Raw genomic sequence first — 20,344 nt, 5'->3', positions numbered from 1 at the left:
AGAAACTACTCTCGGAATTTATTTATTATTTTATCAACTATCACAACTGCTTTCTCGAAAGCCAAATTGACTATAGCTTGTTCGAGTTCTTCATTTAGTTCAGGTGTTTGAGCTTGAAGTGACGGCGCTAATTGCTGATAAAGTGGTAACGCTGTCATGTTGGCAAGATTGAGATGTTGCTTTAGCGTCATTAACTGATGGGCCTGTGCCGGCGAGCTAACAGGGGCTTTTTCGGTGACTATTTGCTGTTCGCCTTGTAATACATTCAGCAAGTCTGTTGCAGTGTTATAAGCTAAATTCAGCTTATCCAGAACCTGGTTATCCGCCTGATAAGCATCATCACTGTGCTCACGCAGACCATCCTCTAAACGGGTGGCAAGCGTTGCTAGATTGCTGAAGCCAAGTGTGCCTGCGGCACCTTTTAAGCTATGAAATAACAATCGTGCATTACTACGGGTAAGTGTTTTATCCTCCAGTTGTTGTAATGCTTGCCTAAGATCCAGCTTAAATTGCTTTAATACATTGATATAAATCGTCAGAGAATAACCCAGGCGTTGGACAGCAGCTTCGAGCTCAATATGATGCTGTTGGCAGAACGCTAACGCTGCCTCATCAAAATTTAGATTTAATTTATTAACTTGTTTGACCTGAGGTGTTTTCCCTGCTTTATGATGATTGAGGATCTTGGTCGTCAAATCACTAAGATCAAAGGGTTTTGCGATGTGATCTTGCATACCTGCGGCCAAGCAAGCGGTTATGTCATCAGACATGGCGTGCGCTGTCATAGCAATAATCGGCAAGAGCTGATGTTTAGGTAGCTTCCTTATCTCACGTGTGGTTTGATAGCCATCCATTCCCGGCATTTGTATGTCCATCAGTACCATATCAAAGCGCTCTGCATTACTTTCCAGCATTTTTAAAGCTTCCTCGCCGCTGCTCGCAATTTTGATGGTTGCCCCTTGTTGCTGCAATAACTCACTGGCAACCAGCTGGTTGGTCAAATTATCTTCTACCAGTAGTAATGATATTCCCTGCAATGGTTGCTCGTGCGGGGAAGGATAGTTCGGGAGCGGCAGGTCGGGCTCTTCATAAATAACACTCTCAACTGCTTGCAACATCATATTTTTCGTAACAGGTTTAATTAAAAATCCATCCAGATAACGCTCATAATCCTTATTGTACTCATTGAGTAGCTCTTTTCCATGGGCGGTAATCATTACAATGAGTGAAACATCGCTACTATGCGATTCCCGTAGCTCGCGGGCAAAGGTTAAGCCATCTATACCCGGCATACGCCAGTCTACGAAAACGACATCATAGCGAGTATTATCGCGATGGGCTTGTGTGACAAATAGTGACGCCTCTTGCGCATCGGACGCAATCTCTGCCTGCCATCCCAATGAGACCGCAATATCCTGTAAAATTATTCGCGCACTGTCGTTGTCATCGACAATCAACACTCTTAACTTTTCATTACTACGAGTAAACGTTTGCGAGTTTTGTATCGCCTTCTCCTCCGCTTTGCGCACGACGACGTTAAAGTTAAAGGTACTTCCACGACCAAATTCACTCACTACGCTGATTTCGCCGCCCATCAAATTCACCAGGCGCTTACTGATGGCTAAACCTAAACCTGTCCCGCCATAGCGACGACTTATGGAGGAATCTGCTTGTTGAAAACCAGAAAAAAGAGTGTTTTGTTGCTCCAGCGTCATACCGATCCCAGTATCTTTAACACTGAAAGACAAGTTAATCTCGCCCTCTGGCAGTGCTTGAGACCTAATTGAGATGAGTATTTCACCCTTCTCAGTAAATTTTATGGCATTACCTACCAGATTGATCAGGGCTTGTTTAATACGGAAGCTATCACCTAACAAATGCTCAGGCACATCCAGAGCGACATCGTAAAGCACTTCTAAGCCTTTTTGCTCTGCACCAGATGAAAAAACAAGGCCGATATCCTGAAGTAAATCCGTCAAACTAAATGGATGTAGGTCGAGTTCCAATTTACCGGCTTCAATTTTTGAGAAATCCAAAATATCATTTAGCAAGGTAAGCAAAGACTTCGCTGCACTATGTGCTTTTTCTATGTAGTCGGCCTGGCGTTTATCCAGTGTGCTTTTGGCTACCAATTGTAATAATCCCAGAACCCCATTCATCGGCGTGCGGATCTCGTGGCTCATATTTGCCAAAAACTCTGATTTTGCTTTATTAGCAGACTCAGCTTTTTCTTTTGCTTCTGCCAGTTCCGCTTCGTATTTAAGTTGTTTAGTTAAATCAAACGCGATACTAAGAAAGCCTGCTAGCTGACCTTGCTCATCTTTTAGTGCACTGACATTTAGTTTTACTTGCACCTGTTCACCGGTTTTTGTCAGATAGGTCCAGCGCGCATTATCCGTTTGCCCCAGACGCGCTTTCGCTACAAAGGTTTCAAAACCGACCGCGATGTTGCTACCGAGCTCAGTGGTCAGCTTAGCGGCATGGTGCTCCACTTCTGCGGGCAGATGAAAAATAGACGGGGTTTGTTGGAAAAGGACCTCCTCTGCGCGATAGCCTAAGAGTTTTTCTGCTGCTGGATTAAAGGCCGTAATAATGCCTTCTTCATCGGTAGCGATAATGGCGTAGCCCGCGCTGCTAAGAATACTGCGCTGCAAGATATTAACACGTGAAATCTCCGCCGTTCGCAGTGCGACCTGCTGTTCAAGCTCAGCATTCGCTTTTAGTAAAGTTTGCTCTGCAATACTTGCCAGCTCCTGCTTATGACGGATTAACTGACTTCTGCGCATTAACATAAGTTGCAGTAGATACACGCCAAAGGCCAGGATGGTACTGACTGCCATTACTTCAAAAAATAAGCTGGTGCCAGAGCGCAGTTGCAGTTCATTAATAAAGCGATTGGTTGGCGTAAGCGACAGCTGCCATTGGCGGCCAAATACAGAGAGATTTAATTTATGTTGTAGAGCAGCGTCGTAAGTGTCTTTCACTTCTTGGCTGAAGAACTCGATTGGCGTTTGTTCGGTAATGTCACTGATTTGCAAAAAGACATCGTTTTCCAGACCTGCAACTGAATTAAGGACTTCGTTAATCAGGATTGGGGCGTAACTCCAGCCAAATAAATGTTCAAGCCGTTGCCGACTATCTTGTGGCACGGTTGTTGTTTTATATACTGGCATTAATATTAAAAAACCCTGTTGAGCTCGCTCATTTGCTTGTACTAAGGTAATGGGCGCTGTTAACCTCACATCGTTATTGAACGCCGCATCTAATGCTGCCTTGCGGCGCATTGCTTCGGAACCAATATCAAGCCCCACGGCCTCTCGGTTGTTTTGCTCAGGTTCAATATAGGTGATCACAAAAAGGCTATCTTGGTGTGGCGTAAGCTGCCTGATTTGGAAGTTGTAGCTTGGTCGCTCGGCAGCCATCCGGTCTAGAAATGCCGCAGTTTGGTTTGGTTCAACTTTGATGATTAAACCAAAACCACGAGCCCCTGGAAACTCCCTTTTATAGTCTCGCACTTGCGTATAGGCCTGCATATCGTTGTAATCAAAATGCTCAGGGGATAGCGACATTACTGCACCACGGGTGCCGCGCAAACCATATTGATACAGCGTGACCTTTTCCTGAACCCCTGCTGCAATTAGATTTAACCTGACAGTAACCGCATCACTAATTCGCTTTGCTTGGGTTTGTTGTTGCTGATCTACCATGGATGTTGCCACAAAGTAGCCAATAACTAATAACCCTAACGGTAGCCATAATGACATTAACCAACTGCGTAATGAAAACTTGGGAACTGAGATAAGTGACGTCATTTAATGCTCAGGAGGCTCCGATTGATATCAAAAGGGTAGAACCGATAATTTAGATAGAAAGCCAAAATCAAATTCAGAACAACCCCGCAACTGACTTACCTGTTGGATCCGCTCATCACGAAACTGTCGCACCAGCACGCTTGTTCTGAACTAAGTCGAGCCAACCAGTAAATTAGGTATTTATTATAAATTTTACTATAAGCTCAAAAAGTAAATCTTTCAATTTGAATTGAGCTTATGTTGATATAAATAGTGATATTTAATCAACAGGGCGAAAGTGAATTAGCATCCTCTAATTCATTTAATTACACTTAATTGGGTGGCCTACAGAAATCAATAGAAGCGGTCGTATTGAAGATGATTGTTGCGTAGGCGGTTAATTCGTCTTACTGGGAGCGCTCCGAGTGACAATCAACTCGACAAATGGATGGCAGACACTTTCTTCAGAATAAGCATGCCATTTTGTGTTTAAAGTCCGACCAACTTCGGGCGTTGATGTCCGCTATATCAAGCAAAGCATACTTTCACATGAGCACTATGATGCGGTGATAACTATTTGCTATTCGCTCAAAGCAATCTTAGAAATTAACAAATGCTTGTTGCAATCGATGGTTCTTGATTGTGAAAGTTATGGCCCACAGAAATTGCATTCCTTGGTCCATTTAAGTTGAAGCAGGTGGTAATTTAGGGTGATCTTTTTCATGAGGTGAATAAAAGTCGTAAGGGTATCTGTATCAGCTAGATAAATTGTAAGCGTAACGCCAACCACACATTCCTATCCTAACTGATCAATATTACCCTGTCTGCCTCTTTAAATTATCAGGGTAATCATCATGAAACGCACTAAAGAACAATGGCTGGCCTTATTCGCCGAGCAAGCCCAAAGTGGCCTAACCCAAACGGCATTTGCTAAACGACAAGGGATTATTCCGACCTACTTCAATCTGCGTAAACGCCAGTTGTTGGCTCATCAGAATGATGACACCGGTTTCATTGAATTAGCACCACAAAGCTTGCCGCTCGGGCAGCGTATTCTGCTGCGCAAGCGTGATATGGAATTGCAACTTCCAGCAGGGACGGATGCACTGTGGTTAGCCGCCTTGCTCAGAGCACTTTGACTATGAAAATGTTCCTCGATGTGCCTAAGGTCTATTTGCATAAACAGCCGGTCGATTTTCGCAAATCCATTAATGGTTTATCGTTGCTGGTCGAGCAAGAGATGCAGCTCTCGCCATTTAGCGGCGCACTGTTTGTGTTCTGCAATCGGCAGCGTACCCGGTTAAAAGTGCTGTACTGGGATAGCACCGGGTTTTGCCTCTGGTACAAGCGACTTGAAAAAGACACATTCCGCTGGCCAAGGCAGATGCCAGGTAAAGTGTTGTCTATTAGCGAGCAGCAATGGCATTGGCTGTTGCAAGGTGTCGATATTCAAAAAATCACCGCGCACCAGCCGCTGCATTACCAGAGTGTGGGTTGATATGCCGATCGGCTATAAATCCTGTAGATCGCATCCAAAACAATCTAAATCTTACCAAGCACTTAGCCAAATTGGCCGTTACAATAACGGCCATGAAAAAGATACCTCAATCCTTACCTGATGATGTTGAACTGCTCAAGAAAATGCTGCTTGAGCAGACGCAAAAGCTTGAGCGCAAACTGGCGCAAAAAGACAAACGCATCGCTAAACTAGAGCGGGTTAACCAGCAGCTCTCGGATAAACTGCAGCAATTGCTGGAGCGCTATAACCTGAAGAAGTACCAGAAATTTAGCCCCAGCAGCGAGACCTACGAAGGTGAAGGCGAAGTGTTGAATGAGGCCGAGCAGCTTATTGAAGAGCAGTCAGTAGCAACAGAGCCAGATACTCAGACGACCGAGAGCGCTGAGAAAGCCGCCAAGCCACGCCGCCCACGCATTGCGCCTGAGCTGCCGCGCGTTGATGTTATCCATGACATTGACGATAAAACCTGTGCCTGCTGCGGCCATGCCCTGCATCAAATGGGTGAAGAAGTCAGTGAGCAAATTGAGTTCGTGCCCGCGCAAATCCGTGTGCTGAGAAATGTCCGGTTGAAATACAGCTGCCGGCAGTGTGAAACCAATGGCACTAAGGTCGACATTAAGATTGCCGATGTACCGCCTGCGGTTATCCCTAAGAGCATGGCCACGCCAAGTTTACTGGCGCAAATCATCAGCAGCAAAATGCACTATGGGATGCCACTTTACCGACAAGAAAAACTGTTTAATGAAGCCGGCATTGAGCTTAGTCGTCAAACGATGAGTCGTTGGCTGATAACCTGTGCAGATAAACTTAAACCGCTACTGGCGTTAATGAAAGCTGAGATTCTGAAACAGCCGGTGCTGTGGGCAGATGAAACCACCGTCAATGTGCTGGATGTTGAGAAAAGCACCTGTTACATGTGGGTATATGGCTGTGGCTTAGAAAAAAGTACCGGCCCCAAACTGGCGCTGTTTGATTATCAGGATAGCCGCAGCAGCAAACATCCCTGTGACTTCTTATCCGGCTTTAACGGTTATCTGCAGGTCGATGGTTATGCCGGATATGAGAAAACTCACGCAACCTTAGTCGGTTGCTGGGCGCATGCCAGACGCAAGTTCGTTGAAGCCCAAAAAGCACAGGGCAAAGGCAAAACGGGTAAAGCGGATGTGGCCCTTAACCACATCCAGAAACTCTATGCACTGGAGAGTAAATTAAAAACCGCGCCGCCTGATAAGAAGTATGACGCCAGACAAGCACTAGCTAAACCACTACTAGAACAATTTAAAAGCTGGCTGGATAAATCAAGCGAGAGTGTCACGAAAGAAAGTTTACTGGGAGTCGCTATCACGTATAGCCTGAATCAGTGGCCCAAACTAATCCGCTATCTGGACGATGGCCGATTAAATATCGACAACAACCGTGCTGAGCGCGCCGTCAAACCGTTCGTGATTGGACGCAAGGCGTGGTTGTTTGCCAATACTGAAACGGGCGCAGAAGCCAGTGCTGCAATGTATAGCCTAGTCGAAACGGCCAAAATCAATGGTCTGGAACCGTATGATTACTTATGCCGCTTGCTGACAGAGCTGCCCAAAGCCAATACCCACGAGCAACTGCAAGAACTCCTGCCTTATTGATCAGCAGCCACACCGCAAGGTGTGGTTGTTGTTACGCTTACCTTCAAGCTCTGCCTTTTTATCAGCATCATCGAGCTTATCCAGATATAAGCTGATGCTTTGCTCAATTCTTTCGATGTGACCTTTAACCCTGCTCGGAGTGTAGTTATTCGATTTGCTATTTACCGCTTTAAATTTACTACCGTCAATGGCAACAATCACATCAGTGAACATTTGCATTTGCTTGCATAGGTCAATGAAAGCACGGCAAGCATTCTTAATACCTTTACCATTATTTTTTCTGAAATCAGCGATGGTTTTAAAGTCAGGGGTTAATCGCTCAAGCAGCCACATCAATTCAACATTTCGATGCGCTTCTTTTTCTCATCTGCGGGAAGATTGGATACGATTCAGGTATCCATAAATGTATAGTTTCAGCATGGTGGCCGGGTGATAGTTACTTTTAACTACTAACCAACCGTCGACTGACTCTGAATATTATGAAAACAAGACAAAACAACTACTCTGGTGCGGTGGGACCTTTTAATTTTGTTCATCCAGCTGGTAAATCGCCAGTCCTTGCTGCATTATTGTCGAAGGCGTTGTTGCTGCTGTGTTAAAAAATCAGATGCGTCAGCTTCGCTTAAAACCATGTTGGATGTGCGATGGCGCATGGTTCTAATTGTCTGTCACTTGATGATGAAACCGCTTTTTTCAGAGAAAATTGAGTGATTTTCGACATTGTCTGATCTGGCTCATCGGATAACCTGTGATTTCACACTGTTGCAAGGAGCAGGGTGTGCCTATGAAGTGTCAAAATGTTTTACAGAATTGGAAGGTCTAAATAAAAAAAGCATTTTAAAACAGTGTGATATGTTTTGGCGTACATTTTGCTTGTTTGTAAGGTTATATTTGCTTTGAAAAATGAGACAATAAATGAAAAATGCACTCTTAGGTTTATTTTGTTTTAGCTTCTCCTTTGTCACTCACGCTGCGTTGATTGATTTAAATTCCTGGTCTCAAGAGGGCAATGCCTCAAATGGTAATTGGGTTGTTGCAGCAGATGGAAAAACAGTACTTCAAACTATCAATGGTAATCCTACTTTTTTTGTAAGTAACGACTCATTTATTAACAATGTTTTCACGGGTTCATTTGGTGTAGAAACTACGTCCGATGATGATTTTATTGGCTTTGTTTTTGGTTATACAGGTTTAGACGATTTCTACTTGTTTGATTGGAAACAATCGGCGCAATTTGCTGGAGGTGGTAATGCTGAAAAAGGGTTTACACTATCTAAAATATCAGCAGGGGCAGATGTAACTGGCTTTCAAAGCCTCTGGGTACACACAGGCACAGGCGTTTCTGTTCTTGATACCGATTATGGTGTTTCGAGAGGTTGGCTCGATAATGTATTTTACGACTTTAGGCTGATCTATACTGCTACCAACATTGAAATTACTATTGACGGTGGCCAATTCGATAATGAGACTATTTTTTCTTTAAGTAATTTAAATAACTCGGCTGGTCGCTTTGGTTTTTATAACTTATCCCAGTCGTCAGTAAGATATAGTGGGTTTGAAGAAGAAATTTGTACTGTAAACTGTGGTGAAGTGGCCGTTTCAGAGCCTCAAACAGTGTTTATTTTCTGTCTTGGCCTGTTTGGCTTAGTAGCGCGTAATATTAAAAGAGCAAAGTCTTTGATTTCGTAAGCCAAAGTCAGGCGAGAGCGCTGGGAAAAAAGCGTGCATTAGTTGTTTCAGGCACAATGTCGCTGGCGTTAGACTTTTTCACGGCCGCATTACGCGAATTATATAACTGAAATTCGTGTAACTTTAGCTCTCTTGCTGTGGCTTCAACACCAATTTTATCAGCCAGTTTCAGGGCTTCAGCTTTAAATTCAGCGGTACGAATTTTATGTAACTTTTATGCTGACATGATTCACCTCGTGAAGCGATTGTTTTCACTTAGTGCGTTATCCAAAAGTGTTGGTACGGATCAGGGAATTATTGATCCATATATGGTCAATAGCTGCATAGTCCAGATGTTCTTCTTCATCATTGAGCATCTGGGTGTTGGACTACAACTTCTTTCAGTCGTGGCGATTGATGTACTGTCGCATCAAACCAAAAACGTCGCCTACCATTTGACATCGTTAGCGTATGAAGCTCAGCAAAGGCAGAAAGCCGCGGCTTTTAATGTTAGCGCCTGGCCTATAATAAACTTAGCTTGGCGCTTAAGGTTCGCATTCCATTAAATATTGGCTCAGATACATTAACAGGAAAGCCATCTGGCAACTCCTTCGATACCGTCTCTATGACTTGTGGTGTTAACTCCAAAACCTCAGTAAGAACAGCTAACACATTATGAGTTGGCATACCCAAATACTCACCAAAGTTGATCCATTGCCGGGCTATAATATTGAAGATATTTGCATGCCTATTTTTGGATACTACTGCCATAGCTAATTTCGCTTTTTGCTTTGGAATGCAATTAGCTTTTCGCCCTATAACTGGATGTGCAGAAAGAATGTCGTAGAGCGGGGTCATTGCATATTTGTTGCCAGGCAGAAGCTGTATGGAAAAGTTTTTAGCATGCCCATCCGTGGCAGCCAACACCCAGAAAACAACAAGTGTTTTGAAAAAAATCAATCCGTCTTCCTTATTGCTGCTGTGCTTAAGTATTTTCATTACATCCAGCGCTGAAGGGCCGCCATCTGCTTCATATTTGAATAGTGAATTCACACCCAGCGCTTGACACATATCCTCCTGAGGGATACGTATAATTAATCCGGCCTCTTCTGAAAATACCCTGTCAAATCTTTCAACAACGAGAGCCTTTTCACTTCCTTTCTTATCAGTGAATATCATCGGAGTGCAATTCGCTACAGGCAAACCGTAGTGATGCGCTATTCTTGCGCATATCCACTCATTCTCCACTGACGTAGACATGTCAGCCTTCATGTTGCCAACGAGCCCAAGAGGCAATTTTAGAATATGCGTGGTTGGAGTGGTTCCAACCGGCAAATACCAATGGCCATCATTAAACAAAAGAGCGTTCTTCTCTTGGGCACCAGCGATAGATAAACGCAATCCATCATCATTGATGCCGCTTCCCAAATTAATTGGGGTAGCGCTAACGGTATTTCGAAGCACCTCCGCAATATCAGATTCAGACAATTCCACACCTTCAAACCCATAGTTTAAGGTTGCGATTTCATTTTCCGGTATGATCTGAATGGCACCAACACAGTCACGCCCCACCGCCGACAATAGATCGGCTGCAGAGGCGCTCTCGGCTTTATATTTTGTGGCCAGTCTTCGCCTGATCGCTTCTGCGTCAGGAAGTAAATTATCAAAGTAGTTTTTTACTGGGGAACCTTTGTGAGGCGGATTGCCAGGAGCCATCGGCAACGATAATGATAGGTTTCGTGAATACGGGCTATCATACCATTCAGAAAAATACTGAAATGTATCACTTTCAGGCTTCCACACTCCAACCCTTTCACCATTCATCAGAATTGCTAGTGACTTTGATTTTTTTGCCATTACCAAGCAGCCTTTTTACCTGTGGGTTTCGCAATCATAACTATTTTTTTTTCGCTCTTTAGGGCGGCATGCTTTTCGTTTTCACTTACAAAATGCTGCGAAGGGATCTTAACAAAGGCTCCAGCATGCTTCGATATGTTAGTGCGCGAGCCATCTTCCTGCTCGGCATTTACTCTGACTATTAACTCTGCCTTAAGATGAGCCAAAACCTCAATGAGCCTTTCAACACTCATTTTTTCTGGGTTGTTCTCTAAGCTTTGATAGCTTTGCTGGGTAATACCCAAAAGCTTACCCACATCGGCCTGTGTAAGGGATGCTTTCCTGCGCAAGCCTTTAATGTATTGCTTAAGCTGTAGCGGGTTTTGTAGCGGAAAGTCCATAAAGCACCTTAAAAATAATGCAGAATATATTAACAGTCTATAACCTGTAATTTTATAATACAGATTGAAGCCTGTATTTTGTTAAAACAGCTTGCAGGCTGTAAATGAAAATACAGGTTAAGAGCTGTAAATCTTAATTACAGTATATAACCTGTAATTAAGAAGTACAGTCCAGAGTATGTATAATTGATAATTAAAACCAATATTAAAAACTGAAAGCTTGGGGGATTGGCATCTGACGCCTTAAAATCCAGTTCTCTTTGTGCTCTGAGGCTTACGATAAATTTTTTATGCTTCCAATTCTATTGCTGCTATGGAACCTCAAGCTTGCTTCTTTGTTCATATTTATTGTAAAAATGCCCAGTCTCTCTAAGGATTAGCTTTTGGGTTTTTAAAGCATTATCTGTTAAAGATGTTATTGGCAAAGCAACATTCGTTCTCTGTGGTATTTTGATTTTTGGCGAAACCATTAGACCTTGTTGCTATGCCGTTTGATTTTCGCTCAAAGAACAACAGCCTTTAGTTGTAAAATCATCGTGTTCGCAATTTGTCATATTGCTTGAATTCAGACCAAATATACTAAAGTGATTTATGCAAATCCTTTTAGGCCTATTGCAGTTGAACACTTTTTCAACTATTTTAGAATTCGATTGAGAATTGCTTTGGATTAGTATATGAAATGGTTGCGTATTTCGGTGATTCCGAACAGCGCTCCCGGAGTTATCCGATCACCTGTTAGCCGTTCTTTTTCATAACTGTAGTTTTACGCTAAGTGATCGGATTGGTCTAGTTTTCTCATCGACTCTCCTGTTAATTCTATTCGGTGACTGTTGTGTAATAGCCTATCTAATAGTGCATCAGCGATTGTCGGGCTTGGGATCAGTTTGTACCACTCACTGGTCGGTATTTGACTGGCGATAATGGTGCTTGATTGCTGGTAGCGTATTTCCATTACATCCAGCAAGTCGTTAGCCTGTCGCGCAGTTAATGCTTCCATGTCCCAATCGTCTAGAATGAGTAGTTTACGTTTAGCCAAGGTGCTCAGTTGTTGGCGGTATGAGCCGTCGGCGTGCCCGATATGTAGCTCATCTAACAGCTCACCGAGCCGGTAGTAACGTACGCTGTGATGCTGATCACACGCTTGTGTAGCCAGCGCGCAGGCCTTCGATTAGTAAATATAAACTGCACTCTAAAATTGAGCTAAGTGAAAATGTTTAATTTCATATGTTAATTGCATATAAAGTACCATCCATTTGCAAGTGCTTGTGACACGTGTAAAATGAATATTGATGCAGCAGAAAATCTCACTCTCTTACTGTCTATTTTTGGATAACACTGCATATTACAATTTACTTAGGCATTTCAATACTCTGTAATAAGGGACATTCATGCGTAAAAATCTTCCGGTTACTGATAGAGAGAAAACGCTTAACAGTAATGTAAAGCTAATTTCAGTGACGGATACTCAAGGGACTATTCTTGAGTGTAATGATGCCTTTGTTGAAGTCAGTGGTTTTGAAAAGCACGAGCTAATCGGGCAGCCTCACAATATGGTCAGGCACCCTGATATGCCACCAGAAGCCTATAAAAAAATGTGGCACTACCTTAAGGCAGGAAAACCTTGGATGGGCCTGGTGAAAAATCGTTGTAAAAATGGCGATTTTTACTGGGTAAACGCTTATGTTACGCCAGTAACACAGAACGGTAAGGTGGTCGGTTATGAGTCAGTGCGCTCCTGCCCCTCAAGACAAGACGTTGAGCGAGCTGCTAAGTTGTATCGTGATATCAATGCTGGCAAGACGAAACGCGCCGCTTTACCCATATCAGTAGAAAATGCTTTTTTAATCTTATCTATCGCCATTTGTGCTGGTTTATTTGGCTTCGGTTTCAAAGAGTTTTCTGAGGGAGTTTTGCTTATCTCTGTCAGTATCTTTGCCTTTTGGGTCTCATTGAATAGAAAGAAAACCCTGAATGCATTAAACGAGATGCTCAATCATGCATTTTCAGATGAACTTGCAGTACAAAGTTACACTGATGAAACAGGTGATTTAGGTAAGCTAAAAGTCGCCATTTTGAGTCAGCTAGCGCATTTAGGCACTGTGATTACCCGCATTGAAACTGCAGCACTTGTCGTTGCCCAAGAGTCTGAAAAAGGCGCGGAGCTCACAGCAAAAACGAGAAAAGATATAGAAAGTCAGCAATCAGAAACGATGCAAGTTGCCACCGCAATGAACGAAATGTCGACGACCATTGCAGAAGTTTCCAAGCACGTCAGTGATACGGCGACGCAAGCTGATACCGCTAATCAGCTCGCTTTTAAAGGTAACGAAGTAGCAAATATCACCCGAAGTTCTATTCAAAAGCTAAAACTGACCGTAGAACAAATTGGTAACTCTGTTCGTGGTGTGTCGGAGCAGACCGCTCGTATTGCTAGTGCCGCGCAAATGATTGAACAGATTGCCGAGCAAACCAATTTACTTGCGCTTAATGCGGCTATTGAGGCTGCTCGTGCTGGTGAGCAAGGGCGGGGTTTTGCGGTAGTTGCAGATGAAGTTAGAAATCTCGCAAGACGCACTCAGGAGTCTACGAAAGAAATCTACGGTATCGTCACCGAGTTAACTCATCGGGCTGGTGATGCAGTAAAAGTCGCTGATGCAGGGGCTATTGATGCTGAAGAGGGGCTTTCCCATGTCATTGAAAGTGGCAAAATGTTAAGTGGTATTTCAGAATCAATAGGTCAAATCGCCTCTATGTCGACCCAAATGGCTGCTGCAGTGGAAGAGCAGGCCCATGTTGCTGATGACATTAACCGTCAAATTGTTAACATTTCCACACTTGCCGATTTGAGTAATGACAGTTCGATGCAACTTTCAGAGACCATTATTTATTTGAACAAGATAGCTGATGAGCTCCATGAGCTGGTAGTGCGATTTAAGCGCTAGCCTTTCAAACTCAGTAACCTTACTTAAACAAAGCATTATTGCAGTACAATTGATAATACTCGATTGAGCAGTAAATTATTGGAGTAACGTTTTGAACGCACCTGAATTTCCTGTTGATGAAGCTGCTCGTTTACTTGCATTAAAGCGGACTAATCTACTGGATACACCTGCAGAGAAGCGATTTGAACGCATTACAAGATTAGCCGCGTCTGTATTTAAGGTGCCAATATGCCTTATTTCTTTGGTGGACAATGACAGACAATGGTTTAAGTCAAAAGTGGGGCTTGACGTATCTGAAACAGGCCGGGATATCTCATTTTGTGGCCATGCGATATTGCAGGAGAACATTTTCATCGTTTCAGATGCAACAAAAGATGAACGCTTTGCATCGAATCCTTTAGTGACCCAAGCGCCACATATTCGTTTTTATGCTGGAGCTCCCTTAAGAGAGCCTAGCGGGCAACCTATTGGCACCCTATGTCTAATTGATTCAGCTGCCAGAGACTTTTCAGTAAAAGAGCAGAAAGAGCTACGCGCATTTGCAGACATGGTAGAGCATGAGATCGCCAAAGTAGATCAAGAACAACTTCAAGAACAATTTTTAAAAGGCGTTGCAAGAACAGCTTCAATACTGGCAACACTACCAGATATGGTATTTGTCATTGATCGAAACTGTCGTTTTTTAGTTTGCAAAGAGCATCCTGACTTACTTAAACCTCAAAAAGACATTTTGGGGCATACTGTCCTTGAGGTACTGCCCAATGAGTTAGGTCATGAACTTGTAGCTTGCCTTAGGCAAGCCTTTTCTACTGATGATGTGATTCATCATAACTACACTTTTAAAAAGTCAAATCAATCGTTCGAAGCGCGGTATAAAAAGATTGATGATAATGAGGTGTTGGTCGTGATTCGTAATACCACGACACAGATTGAAGCACAGTCAGAGATAAGGCGTCTCTCTGAAGTTGTAAGGCAAACAACTAATGGCGTGGTAATCACCGATGAAAATGGACGAATCATATGGATTAATGAAGCCTTCTCCTCTCTTACAGGGTACAGCATTGAAGAAATGCAGGGTAAAAAGCCTGGGGAGTTATTACAAGGGCTAGATACTGACCCTGCCACTGTTGCAATAATGAGAGAAGCGCTTGCTCAACAGAACGGCTTTAACGTTGATATTTTAAATTATTCAAAAGCGCAAAATTCCTACTGGGTTAGGATAGCTTGTAATCCGCTGTTTAGTGAAAGTGGTAGTTTGAGCGGTTATATTGCAATTGAAACAAATATTACAAAAGAGAAGCAGGATGAAGAACTGATTCGAAACAGTGATAACTTACTTAAGGCCGTAATAGACGCTAACAATATAGGCACATGGCATTTAAATATTCAAACAGGCGAGTTGATTATCAATGATAAATGGGCCGCATTACTGGGTTACACACTTTCTGAGTTATTACCAATAAACAGAGTCATGTGGGAGAGGCTAACGCATCCTGACGACCTAGCTTATTGTGTAACTGTTCTCGAAAAGCACGCGTCAGGCCTTATACCTATTTATGAAGCCAATATTCGTATGAAACACAAAAAAGGTCAATGGATATGGATAAATACCAGAGGGCGTGTTTCTTCAAGGACATATGATGGCAAAGCGCTATGGTTATTGGGTACGCATTTTGATATTAATGACCAAATAATTGCAGAAAGAGCGCTTAGTGATAAGTCACGGCAGATGGAGGCCGTTGTAGAAGGCTTACTTGATGGCATTATTACTATTGATTGTCGTGGTAAAATTCTGACATTCAACCACGCGGCACAGGAAATCTTCGGCTATACGGAAGATGAAACGCTTGGAAAAAATATCAGCATGCTTATGGCGTCACCTCATCGGGAGCATCATGACAGCTACTTATCAAACTATATTGAGCGTGGCATCAGCAACATTACCGGACGTATTCGCGAGCTTGAGGCTTTGCATAAAGATGGTTCTATGTTTCCCATTGAACTTGGAGTTGTTGAAGTTCAAATGGCTGGAGAAGTAAACTTTATCGGTGTTGTCAGGGATATCACTGAGCGTAAGCAACGTGAACATGAAATTCACCAGTTAGCATTTTATGACCCACTCACATTATTGCCCAATCGACGTCTGTTATTGGACAGATTAGCGGGAGCAATAAATCATAGCGCTCGTACAAATAACTTCTCGGCATTACTATTTCTTGATTTGGATAACTTCAAAAACCTGAATGATAGTGCTGGTCACAATAAAGGTGATTTGCTGTTATGTCAGGTTTCTGAGCGTCTTGTCAACTCAGTTAGGCAAGGTGATACGGTAGCGCGTTTAGGCGGCGATGAGTTTGTCATTATCGCATCAGATTTAAGTCATGATCCAACAGTAGCAGTGAACCAAGCTGAGGGACTTGCACAAAAAATTGTGGGTAATTTAACGAAGGAATATAATCTTGACGGTCTTACTTACAATAGTACTGCTAGCATTGGTGTGACACTTTTTAATAATAAGAACCTGCCAAAAGAAGATTTGTTAAAGCAAGCGGATATGGCTATGTACAAGGCCAGGGCAAGATCACGAACATTTAGTACGCACTTTAGCATAACTGATTGACCCCGATCTTCAGCTGTGATCAGATACTGGCTTTTACGCGGAGCCAGTTTATGAACATCGATATTTTTGCAGAGCACTTTTCAGAATTAGAAGACCCAAGGCAAGCCGCTAAGGTCGTTTACCCCTTGTTTGACGTAGTGTTTTTAACGCTTTGCGCAGTCATTGCTGGCTGTGAGGGCTGGGAAGATATTGAAGATTTCGGCGAAAACCGCTTTGACTGGCTGCAAGAACATGGCTTTTTTAAACTGGGTTTGCCGGTACACGACACCATCGCGCGGGTGATGTCACTGCTGGACAGCGAAGCCTTGCAGCGCTGCTTTGCCAGTTGGATGCAGGCTTGTACAGAGCTTACCGATGGTCAGGTGGTCGCAATCGACGGCAAAACGCTTCGCGGCTCCTACAACCGGGAAGACCGCTGCTCTTCTATTCATATGGTTAGCGCCTTTGCCAGCGCCAATGGTGTGGTAATGGGCCAGGTTAAAACGGACGAGAAGAGCAACGAAATTACGGCGATACCTCAGCTACTTAACTTGCTGGAGCTTAAAGGATGCCTGGTCAGTTTGGATGCAATGGGATGCCAGAAAGAGATAGCGCAGCAGATAGTAGATAAAAAAGCTGATTACCTGTTGACGGTTAAAGGCAACCAAGGTCATCTGCACGATGCAGTAAAACAAGTCTTTGCGGGTAAAGCGCATAAAGATAGTGCAGCGCAGTCACTGGAAAAGAACCGTGGGCGTCTAGAGTACCGTGAATTCCAGGTCTGTCCGGCCAGCGAATTACCGGAAAAACTCAAAGCTGCCTGGCCAGCGCTGACAACCTTAGGCATGGCAACGACTTACCGGGTGGAAAAGCACAAGCGTGCGGTGTTAGAGCAACGTTATTTTATCAGCTCAGCCGACCTTACCGCAGAAAGGCTGTCCCAGGCAGTACGCGAGCATTGGTGTATTGAAAACCAGCTGCACTGGGTGCTGGATGTGAGCTTAAGTGAGGATGCGTGCCAGATATACCGTGGTAATGCAGCAGCCAATCTTGCCACGATGCGACACTTCGGCTTGAATATGTTACGCGCTGAGAAGCGAAAAATGAGTATCAGAAGAAAGCAGCGTCAGGCATTGATGAATGAGGCTTATCTTGATGCGGTGTTGGAAGCTGGCATGAGTGTGGTGATTAAATGACCACTCGTAATCTCACCCTGTGTACAAGGCTAAATATGCTGGCCGAAATGGAGTGCAGTTTTTTGACCCACAAATGCAAGTCACAGTAAGCTCAAGAGCAACAATTGTAAGTGATCTATACTCTGCGATACAAAGCCAGCAATTTGTTCTGTTCTATCAAAAACAGGTCAACCATCTGAAACAGTGCATTGGTGTTGAGGTGCTGTTACGCTGGATACATCCAGAGAAAGGAATGATATCACCACTGCAATTTATTCCATTAGCGGAAGAGACTGGTTTAATTGTGCCCATTGGTGAATGGGTACTAAAGGAAGCTTGCGGCACTCTAGCAAAGTGGTCTTTAGAACCTGACAAGCAACATCTTAGCATTGCGGTTAATATAAGCGTTGTTCAATTTAGCAAAGATAATTTTGTTCAGACTATTTTGAATGCATTAGACATCTCAGGTGCAAATCCACAGTTGCTGAAATTAGAAATTACTGAAACGCTGCTCGCAAATAATATCCCCGATGTTAAAGCTAAGATGCAAGTGTTGCAGCAACACGGCGTGGCTTTCTCAATCGATGATTTTGGTACAGGTTATTCATCCTTATCTTACTTAAAGCAATTGCCAATAAATCAGTTAAAAATTGACCAAGGATTTGTACGAGATATTATCAATAGCAGTAATGATAGGGCCATTGCTCAGGCGGTTATAACGTTAGCCGATTCAATGGAGCTGCAAGTCATAGCTGAGGGAGTTGAAACAGAAGCGCAGCGCGCGTTATTGCAGAGTATGGGGTGTCACACCTATCAAGGCTATTTGTACGGAAAACCTTGTCAAATACAACAGCTGAAAATTTAAGCGCCATTTGAGTTGTTTATCGAGATAATTTTGAACTACTTATCTACAATATTATGGAAAGCGGTCATTTAAACATCCACAATCGCGCGTGGAAAATATCCGATTTTCGCTCGTAGCGACTAACCAGTCTAGTGCCATGCTCTAGTCTCGGTAAGGTAATTGTCCTCACCGAGACTGTTGCACTAAGGCTTTTCTTGCAGTGGCGTACAGTATCAGAACTGGTAGTTGACGCTCAGACTGTAATTCGCTGGTGCGCCGTAATAAGCAGAGCATATTACAGTTAACGCACTTTATAAAAAAATGACTCTGCTACGCTAAACATTTAGGCTCAACGGTGCTGACTCATGCTCAATGCTTTTAAACTCGCGCCATTCTGGTCGGTAAAAGGCATAAGCTATTGAATGACTGAAATTACTCTTAAAAAGAGCCCTGGCTATTAGTGTCATCCTTACCTGAGTCGGTATTGATTTCAGGGCAAGTTCGCGGCAACAATTTAGTAGGATTTTTCATTATAGGCCAGTATTGGCGTGTGTTTTAGAGCGATTTAAGCAATACCAATTTAGTAGGGTTTTTCGGTGAAAGCCAGTATTTATAAAGCTTGCAGGACGGTTGGAGCGACAATTATTTAGTAGGATTTTGCAATGAAGGCCAACAATGGCGCTGGTTTTAGAGTGGTTTATGCGACTAATAATTTAGTAGGATTTTCACTTAAGCCTTGCAATAACGATACTTCCGGAGCAGTTAACCAAAAAACTTGGTATGATTTTCACTTAAAACCAGTAATTAGTAAGCGTCCGGCGATCTCAGGTTGGTGTTCTGATTTAAGTATCCACTTAATTTTTAGTGGACACTTAGCGCCTTAAATCACAGTTACCTGAGTGTTTGTAGATCCAAAAGCTGTTGATGTAGGAAGGTGGCTGACTTGCTTGTGAAACATTTCATCAGCTCCACATTTCTGGAAGGTGGCGTTTCCAATCTGATAAGTCCAAATTTCCCTTGTTATTCTTCAAATAGAGACTCAGCCCCAATTAACGGGATAAGTCTTAACAAAACATCTTCCATCACACCGTTTTCAGCGGTAGTAATCATCTTCACGCTACGGTCTTTCCAAGAGAGCGTTTGAATCAAACTTGAGGTAACAACACTAGGCTTTTCAAGGTTTTTTACTGGTACTTCAGTAGCTTGACCGCGAATACTGGTACTAATCGGACAGCAGATAAGTAGCCCTGTTTGCTGATTGTATTCTTTACTTGAAAGGACAAGAGCTGGACGGTACTTGCCGATCTCTTTGCCTTTCACTGGCTCAAAATCTAACCAGATAATGTCATTGCGTTTAGGAATGTACTGCGCCACTACTCGCCTAACTCCTCAACAGAGACAACAGCCAATTCATCAGCATGTGCCGTATGAGCATCTAAGCCGTTTAGAAGTTCTTTTTCGCTAAACGGGAAGCGTTTCTTTTGGCGCTGAATAGGTTCAATAGTGATTTTCTTTCCATCAGCTTTAACCTCAATATCAGCCCCTTCAACCAAGCCAAATTGACGAATAAACGCAGCAGGAATGATGTTACCAAGACTGTTGCCAATTTTTCGTACTTGAGTCCGCATATTTCAACCTCAAAAGTGGGTACATTGTTATAACGAAATTGATTGTATACCTTTTAACCGCGGTGTCAACATTGTTATAACTTAAAAGCTAACTCAGCTGCCTTTGATATTGAGCTAATACGATTCTCATTTAAATTCTAAAAAGTTTTCAACTTTAAAGTCATAGTTTCAAAAGTTATTGTCTACAGGCTTTACCGAATAAACTTCTAAGCCTGCCGCTTAAATGTTCACGTTTAAATTGCGTTATGGTCTCAGTTAACAGCAGCAAGCGTAAGAATTATCCGTTTATAAATTTGTGTTAAAAGACGGT

Annotated in this window: 15 protein-coding genes and 2 pseudogenes; 9 read left to right on the top strand and 8 right to left on the bottom strand. The window is 43.1% G+C overall.

Annotation, left to right across the window (positions count from 1 at the left end; genetic code table 11):
* Window positions 1-5 precede the first annotated feature (5 nt).
* Window positions 6-3,812, bottom strand: a complete 3,807-nt coding sequence (locus tag ACUJFK_RS17620) for a CHASE domain-containing protein (protein WP_445425671.1) — start codon at window positions 3,810-3,812, stop codon at window positions 6-8.
* 833 nt (window positions 3,813-4,645) lie between these two features.
* Between ACUJFK_RS17620 and tnpA the strand changes: the two genes are divergently transcribed.
* The 3 genes from tnpA to tnpC all read left to right on the top strand — a co-directional run bounded on the left by tnpA (window position 4,646) and on the right by tnpC (window position 6,941).
* On the top strand, window positions 4,646-4,930 hold the full coding sequence (gene tnpA, locus ACUJFK_RS17615; protein ID WP_445425670.1) for an IS66 family insertion sequence element accessory protein TnpA: 285 nt from the start codon (window positions 4,646-4,648) through the stop codon (window positions 4,928-4,930).
* A gap of 2 nt (window positions 4,931-4,932) precedes the next feature.
* The gene (tnpB, locus tag ACUJFK_RS17610; protein ID WP_445425669.1) at window positions 4,933-5,289 is read left to right on the top strand and encodes an IS66 family insertion sequence element accessory protein TnpB; all 357 of its coding nucleotides are present in this window, start codon (window positions 4,933-4,935) and stop codon (window positions 5,287-5,289) included.
* 92 nt (window positions 5,290-5,381) lie between these two features.
* Window positions 5,382-6,941: an IS66 family transposase gene (gene tnpC / locus ACUJFK_RS17605; RefSeq protein WP_445425668.1), complete on the top strand. Its 1,560-nt coding sequence runs from the start codon at window positions 5,382-5,384 to the stop codon at window positions 6,939-6,941.
* Between the two features lie 54 nt (window positions 6,942-6,995).
* On the opposite strand, the pseudogene ACUJFK_RS17600 reads toward tnpC, so the two are convergent.
* Window positions 6,996-7,376: pseudogene (locus ACUJFK_RS17600) on the bottom strand (transposase); the annotation flags it as partial.
* 480 nt (window positions 7,377-7,856) lie between these two features.
* On the opposite strand from ACUJFK_RS17600, the gene ACUJFK_RS17595 reads away from it, so the two are divergent.
* Window positions 7,857-8,630, top strand: a complete 774-nt coding sequence (locus ACUJFK_RS17595; RefSeq protein ID WP_445425667.1) for a hypothetical protein — start codon at window positions 7,857-7,859, stop codon at window positions 8,628-8,630.
* Window positions 8,631-8,691: 61 nt separating this feature from the next.
* Here ACUJFK_RS17595 and ACUJFK_RS17590 read toward each other — a convergent pair.
* From ACUJFK_RS17590 to ACUJFK_RS17575, 4 genes and pseudogenes are all read right to left on the bottom strand, one after another.
* Window positions 8,692-8,832 (bottom strand): annotated as a pseudogene (locus tag ACUJFK_RS17590) (IS3 family transposase); the annotation flags it as partial.
* Between the two features lie 299 nt (window positions 8,833-9,131).
* Window positions 9,132-10,466 carry a type II toxin-antitoxin system HipA family toxin gene (locus ACUJFK_RS17585; RefSeq protein ID WP_445425666.1) on the bottom strand — a complete coding sequence of 445 codons (1,335 nt, stop codon included), beginning with the start codon at window positions 10,464-10,466 and terminating at the stop codon, window positions 9,132-9,134.
* The gene (locus ACUJFK_RS17580; protein WP_445425665.1) at window positions 10,466-10,846 is read right to left on the bottom strand and encodes an XRE family transcriptional regulator; all 381 of its coding nucleotides are present in this window, start codon (window positions 10,844-10,846) and stop codon (window positions 10,466-10,468) included. Before ACUJFK_RS17580 ends, ACUJFK_RS17585 begins: the two co-directional genes overlap by 1 nt.
* A gap of 763 nt (window positions 10,847-11,609) precedes the next feature.
* Window positions 11,610-11,999, bottom strand: coding sequence for an ATP-binding protein (locus ACUJFK_RS17575; protein ID WP_445426804.1), 390 nt, complete (start codon window positions 11,997-11,999; stop codon window positions 11,610-11,612).
* 235 nt (window positions 12,000-12,234) lie between these two features.
* Here ACUJFK_RS17575 and ACUJFK_RS17570 point away from each other — a divergent pair, with 235 nt between their 5' ends.
* From ACUJFK_RS17570 to ACUJFK_RS17550, 5 genes are all read left to right on the top strand, one after another.
* The gene (locus ACUJFK_RS17570) at window positions 12,235-13,788 is read left to right on the top strand and encodes a methyl-accepting chemotaxis protein (RefSeq protein WP_445425664.1); all 1,554 of its coding nucleotides are present in this window, start codon (window positions 12,235-12,237) and stop codon (window positions 13,786-13,788) included.
* Window positions 13,789-13,879: 91 nt separating this feature from the next.
* Window positions 13,880-16,408: a PAS domain S-box protein gene (locus ACUJFK_RS17565; protein ID WP_445425663.1), complete on the top strand. Its 2,529-nt coding sequence runs from the start codon at window positions 13,880-13,882 to the stop codon at window positions 16,406-16,408.
* A 50-nt stretch (window positions 16,409-16,458) separates the two neighbouring features.
* Window positions 16,459-17,583, top strand: coding sequence for an ISAs1 family transposase (locus ACUJFK_RS17560; protein ID WP_420934092.1), 1,125 nt, complete (start codon window positions 16,459-16,461; stop codon window positions 17,581-17,583).
* Window positions 17,584-17,656: 73 nt separating this feature from the next.
* Window positions 17,657-18,427: a putative bifunctional diguanylate cyclase/phosphodiesterase gene (locus tag ACUJFK_RS17555; RefSeq protein ID WP_445425662.1), complete on the top strand. Its 771-nt coding sequence runs from the start codon at window positions 17,657-17,659 to the stop codon at window positions 18,425-18,427.
* Window positions 18,428-19,068: 641 nt separating this feature from the next.
* Complete coding sequence (locus tag ACUJFK_RS17550) at window positions 19,069-19,290, top strand: hypothetical protein (protein ID WP_445425661.1); 222 nt, start codon at window positions 19,069-19,071, stop codon at window positions 19,288-19,290.
* A 136-nt stretch (window positions 19,291-19,426) separates the two neighbouring features.
* Here ACUJFK_RS17550 and ACUJFK_RS17545 read toward each other — a convergent pair whose 3' ends face one another.
* Both ACUJFK_RS17545 and ACUJFK_RS17540 read right to left on the bottom strand, forming a co-directional pair.
* Window positions 19,427-19,780 carry a type II toxin-antitoxin system PemK/MazF family toxin gene (locus ACUJFK_RS17545; protein WP_445425660.1) on the bottom strand — a complete coding sequence of 118 codons (354 nt, stop codon included), beginning with the start codon at window positions 19,778-19,780 and terminating at the stop codon, window positions 19,427-19,429.
* Window positions 19,780-20,034, bottom strand: a complete 255-nt coding sequence (locus tag ACUJFK_RS17540) for an AbrB/MazE/SpoVT family DNA-binding domain-containing protein (protein WP_445425659.1) — start codon at window positions 20,032-20,034, stop codon at window positions 19,780-19,782. The genes ACUJFK_RS17545 and ACUJFK_RS17540 overlap by 1 nt, the downstream gene beginning before the upstream one ends.
* Window positions 20,035-20,344: the final 310 nt, after the last annotated feature.

It is taken from the genome of Alishewanella sp. HL-SH06, from assembly GCF_052656265.1.
The sequence above is the reverse complement of the archived record's forward strand: the minus strand, read 5'-3'. Positions and strand labels throughout refer to the sequence as shown.

Bases quoted from the DNA above. Each gene is read 5' to 3' on its own strand.
- tnpB (WP_445425669.1), top strand. From the start codon at position 4,933: ATGAAAATGTTCCTCGATGTGCCTAAGGTCTATTTGCATAAACAGCCG.
- ACUJFK_RS17555 (WP_445425662.1), top strand. From the start codon at position 17,657: ATGCAAGTCACAGTAAGCTCAAGAGCAACAATTGTAAGTGATCTATAC.
- ACUJFK_RS17620 (WP_445425671.1), bottom strand. From the start codon at position 3,812: ATGACGTCACTTATCTCAGTTCCCAAGTTTTCATTACGCAGTTGGTTA.
- ACUJFK_RS17580 (WP_445425665.1), bottom strand. From the start codon at position 10,846: ATGGACTTTCCGCTACAAAACCCGCTACAGCTTAAGCAATACATTAAA.
- ACUJFK_RS17540 (WP_445425659.1), bottom strand. From the start codon at position 20,034: ATGCGGACTCAAGTACGAAAAATTGGCAACAGTCTTGGTAACATCATT.
- tnpC (WP_445425668.1), top strand. From the start codon at position 5,382: ATGAAAAAGATACCTCAATCCTTACCTGATGATGTTGAACTGCTCAAG.
- ACUJFK_RS17560 (WP_420934092.1), top strand. From the start codon at position 16,459: ATGAACATCGATATTTTTGCAGAGCACTTTTCAGAATTAGAAGACCCA.
- ACUJFK_RS17550 (WP_445425661.1), top strand. From the start codon at position 19,069: ATGAAGGCCAACAATGGCGCTGGTTTTAGAGTGGTTTATGCGACTAAT.
- ACUJFK_RS17595 (WP_445425667.1), top strand. From the start codon at position 7,857: ATGAAAAATGCACTCTTAGGTTTATTTTGTTTTAGCTTCTCCTTTGTC.
- ACUJFK_RS17585 (WP_445425666.1), bottom strand. From the start codon at position 10,466: ATGGCAAAAAAATCAAAGTCACTAGCAATTCTGATGAATGGTGAAAGG.
- tnpA (WP_445425670.1), top strand. From the start codon at position 4,646: ATGAAACGCACTAAAGAACAATGGCTGGCCTTATTCGCCGAGCAAGCC.
- ACUJFK_RS17570 (WP_445425664.1), top strand. From the start codon at position 12,235: ATGCGTAAAAATCTTCCGGTTACTGATAGAGAGAAAACGCTTAACAGT.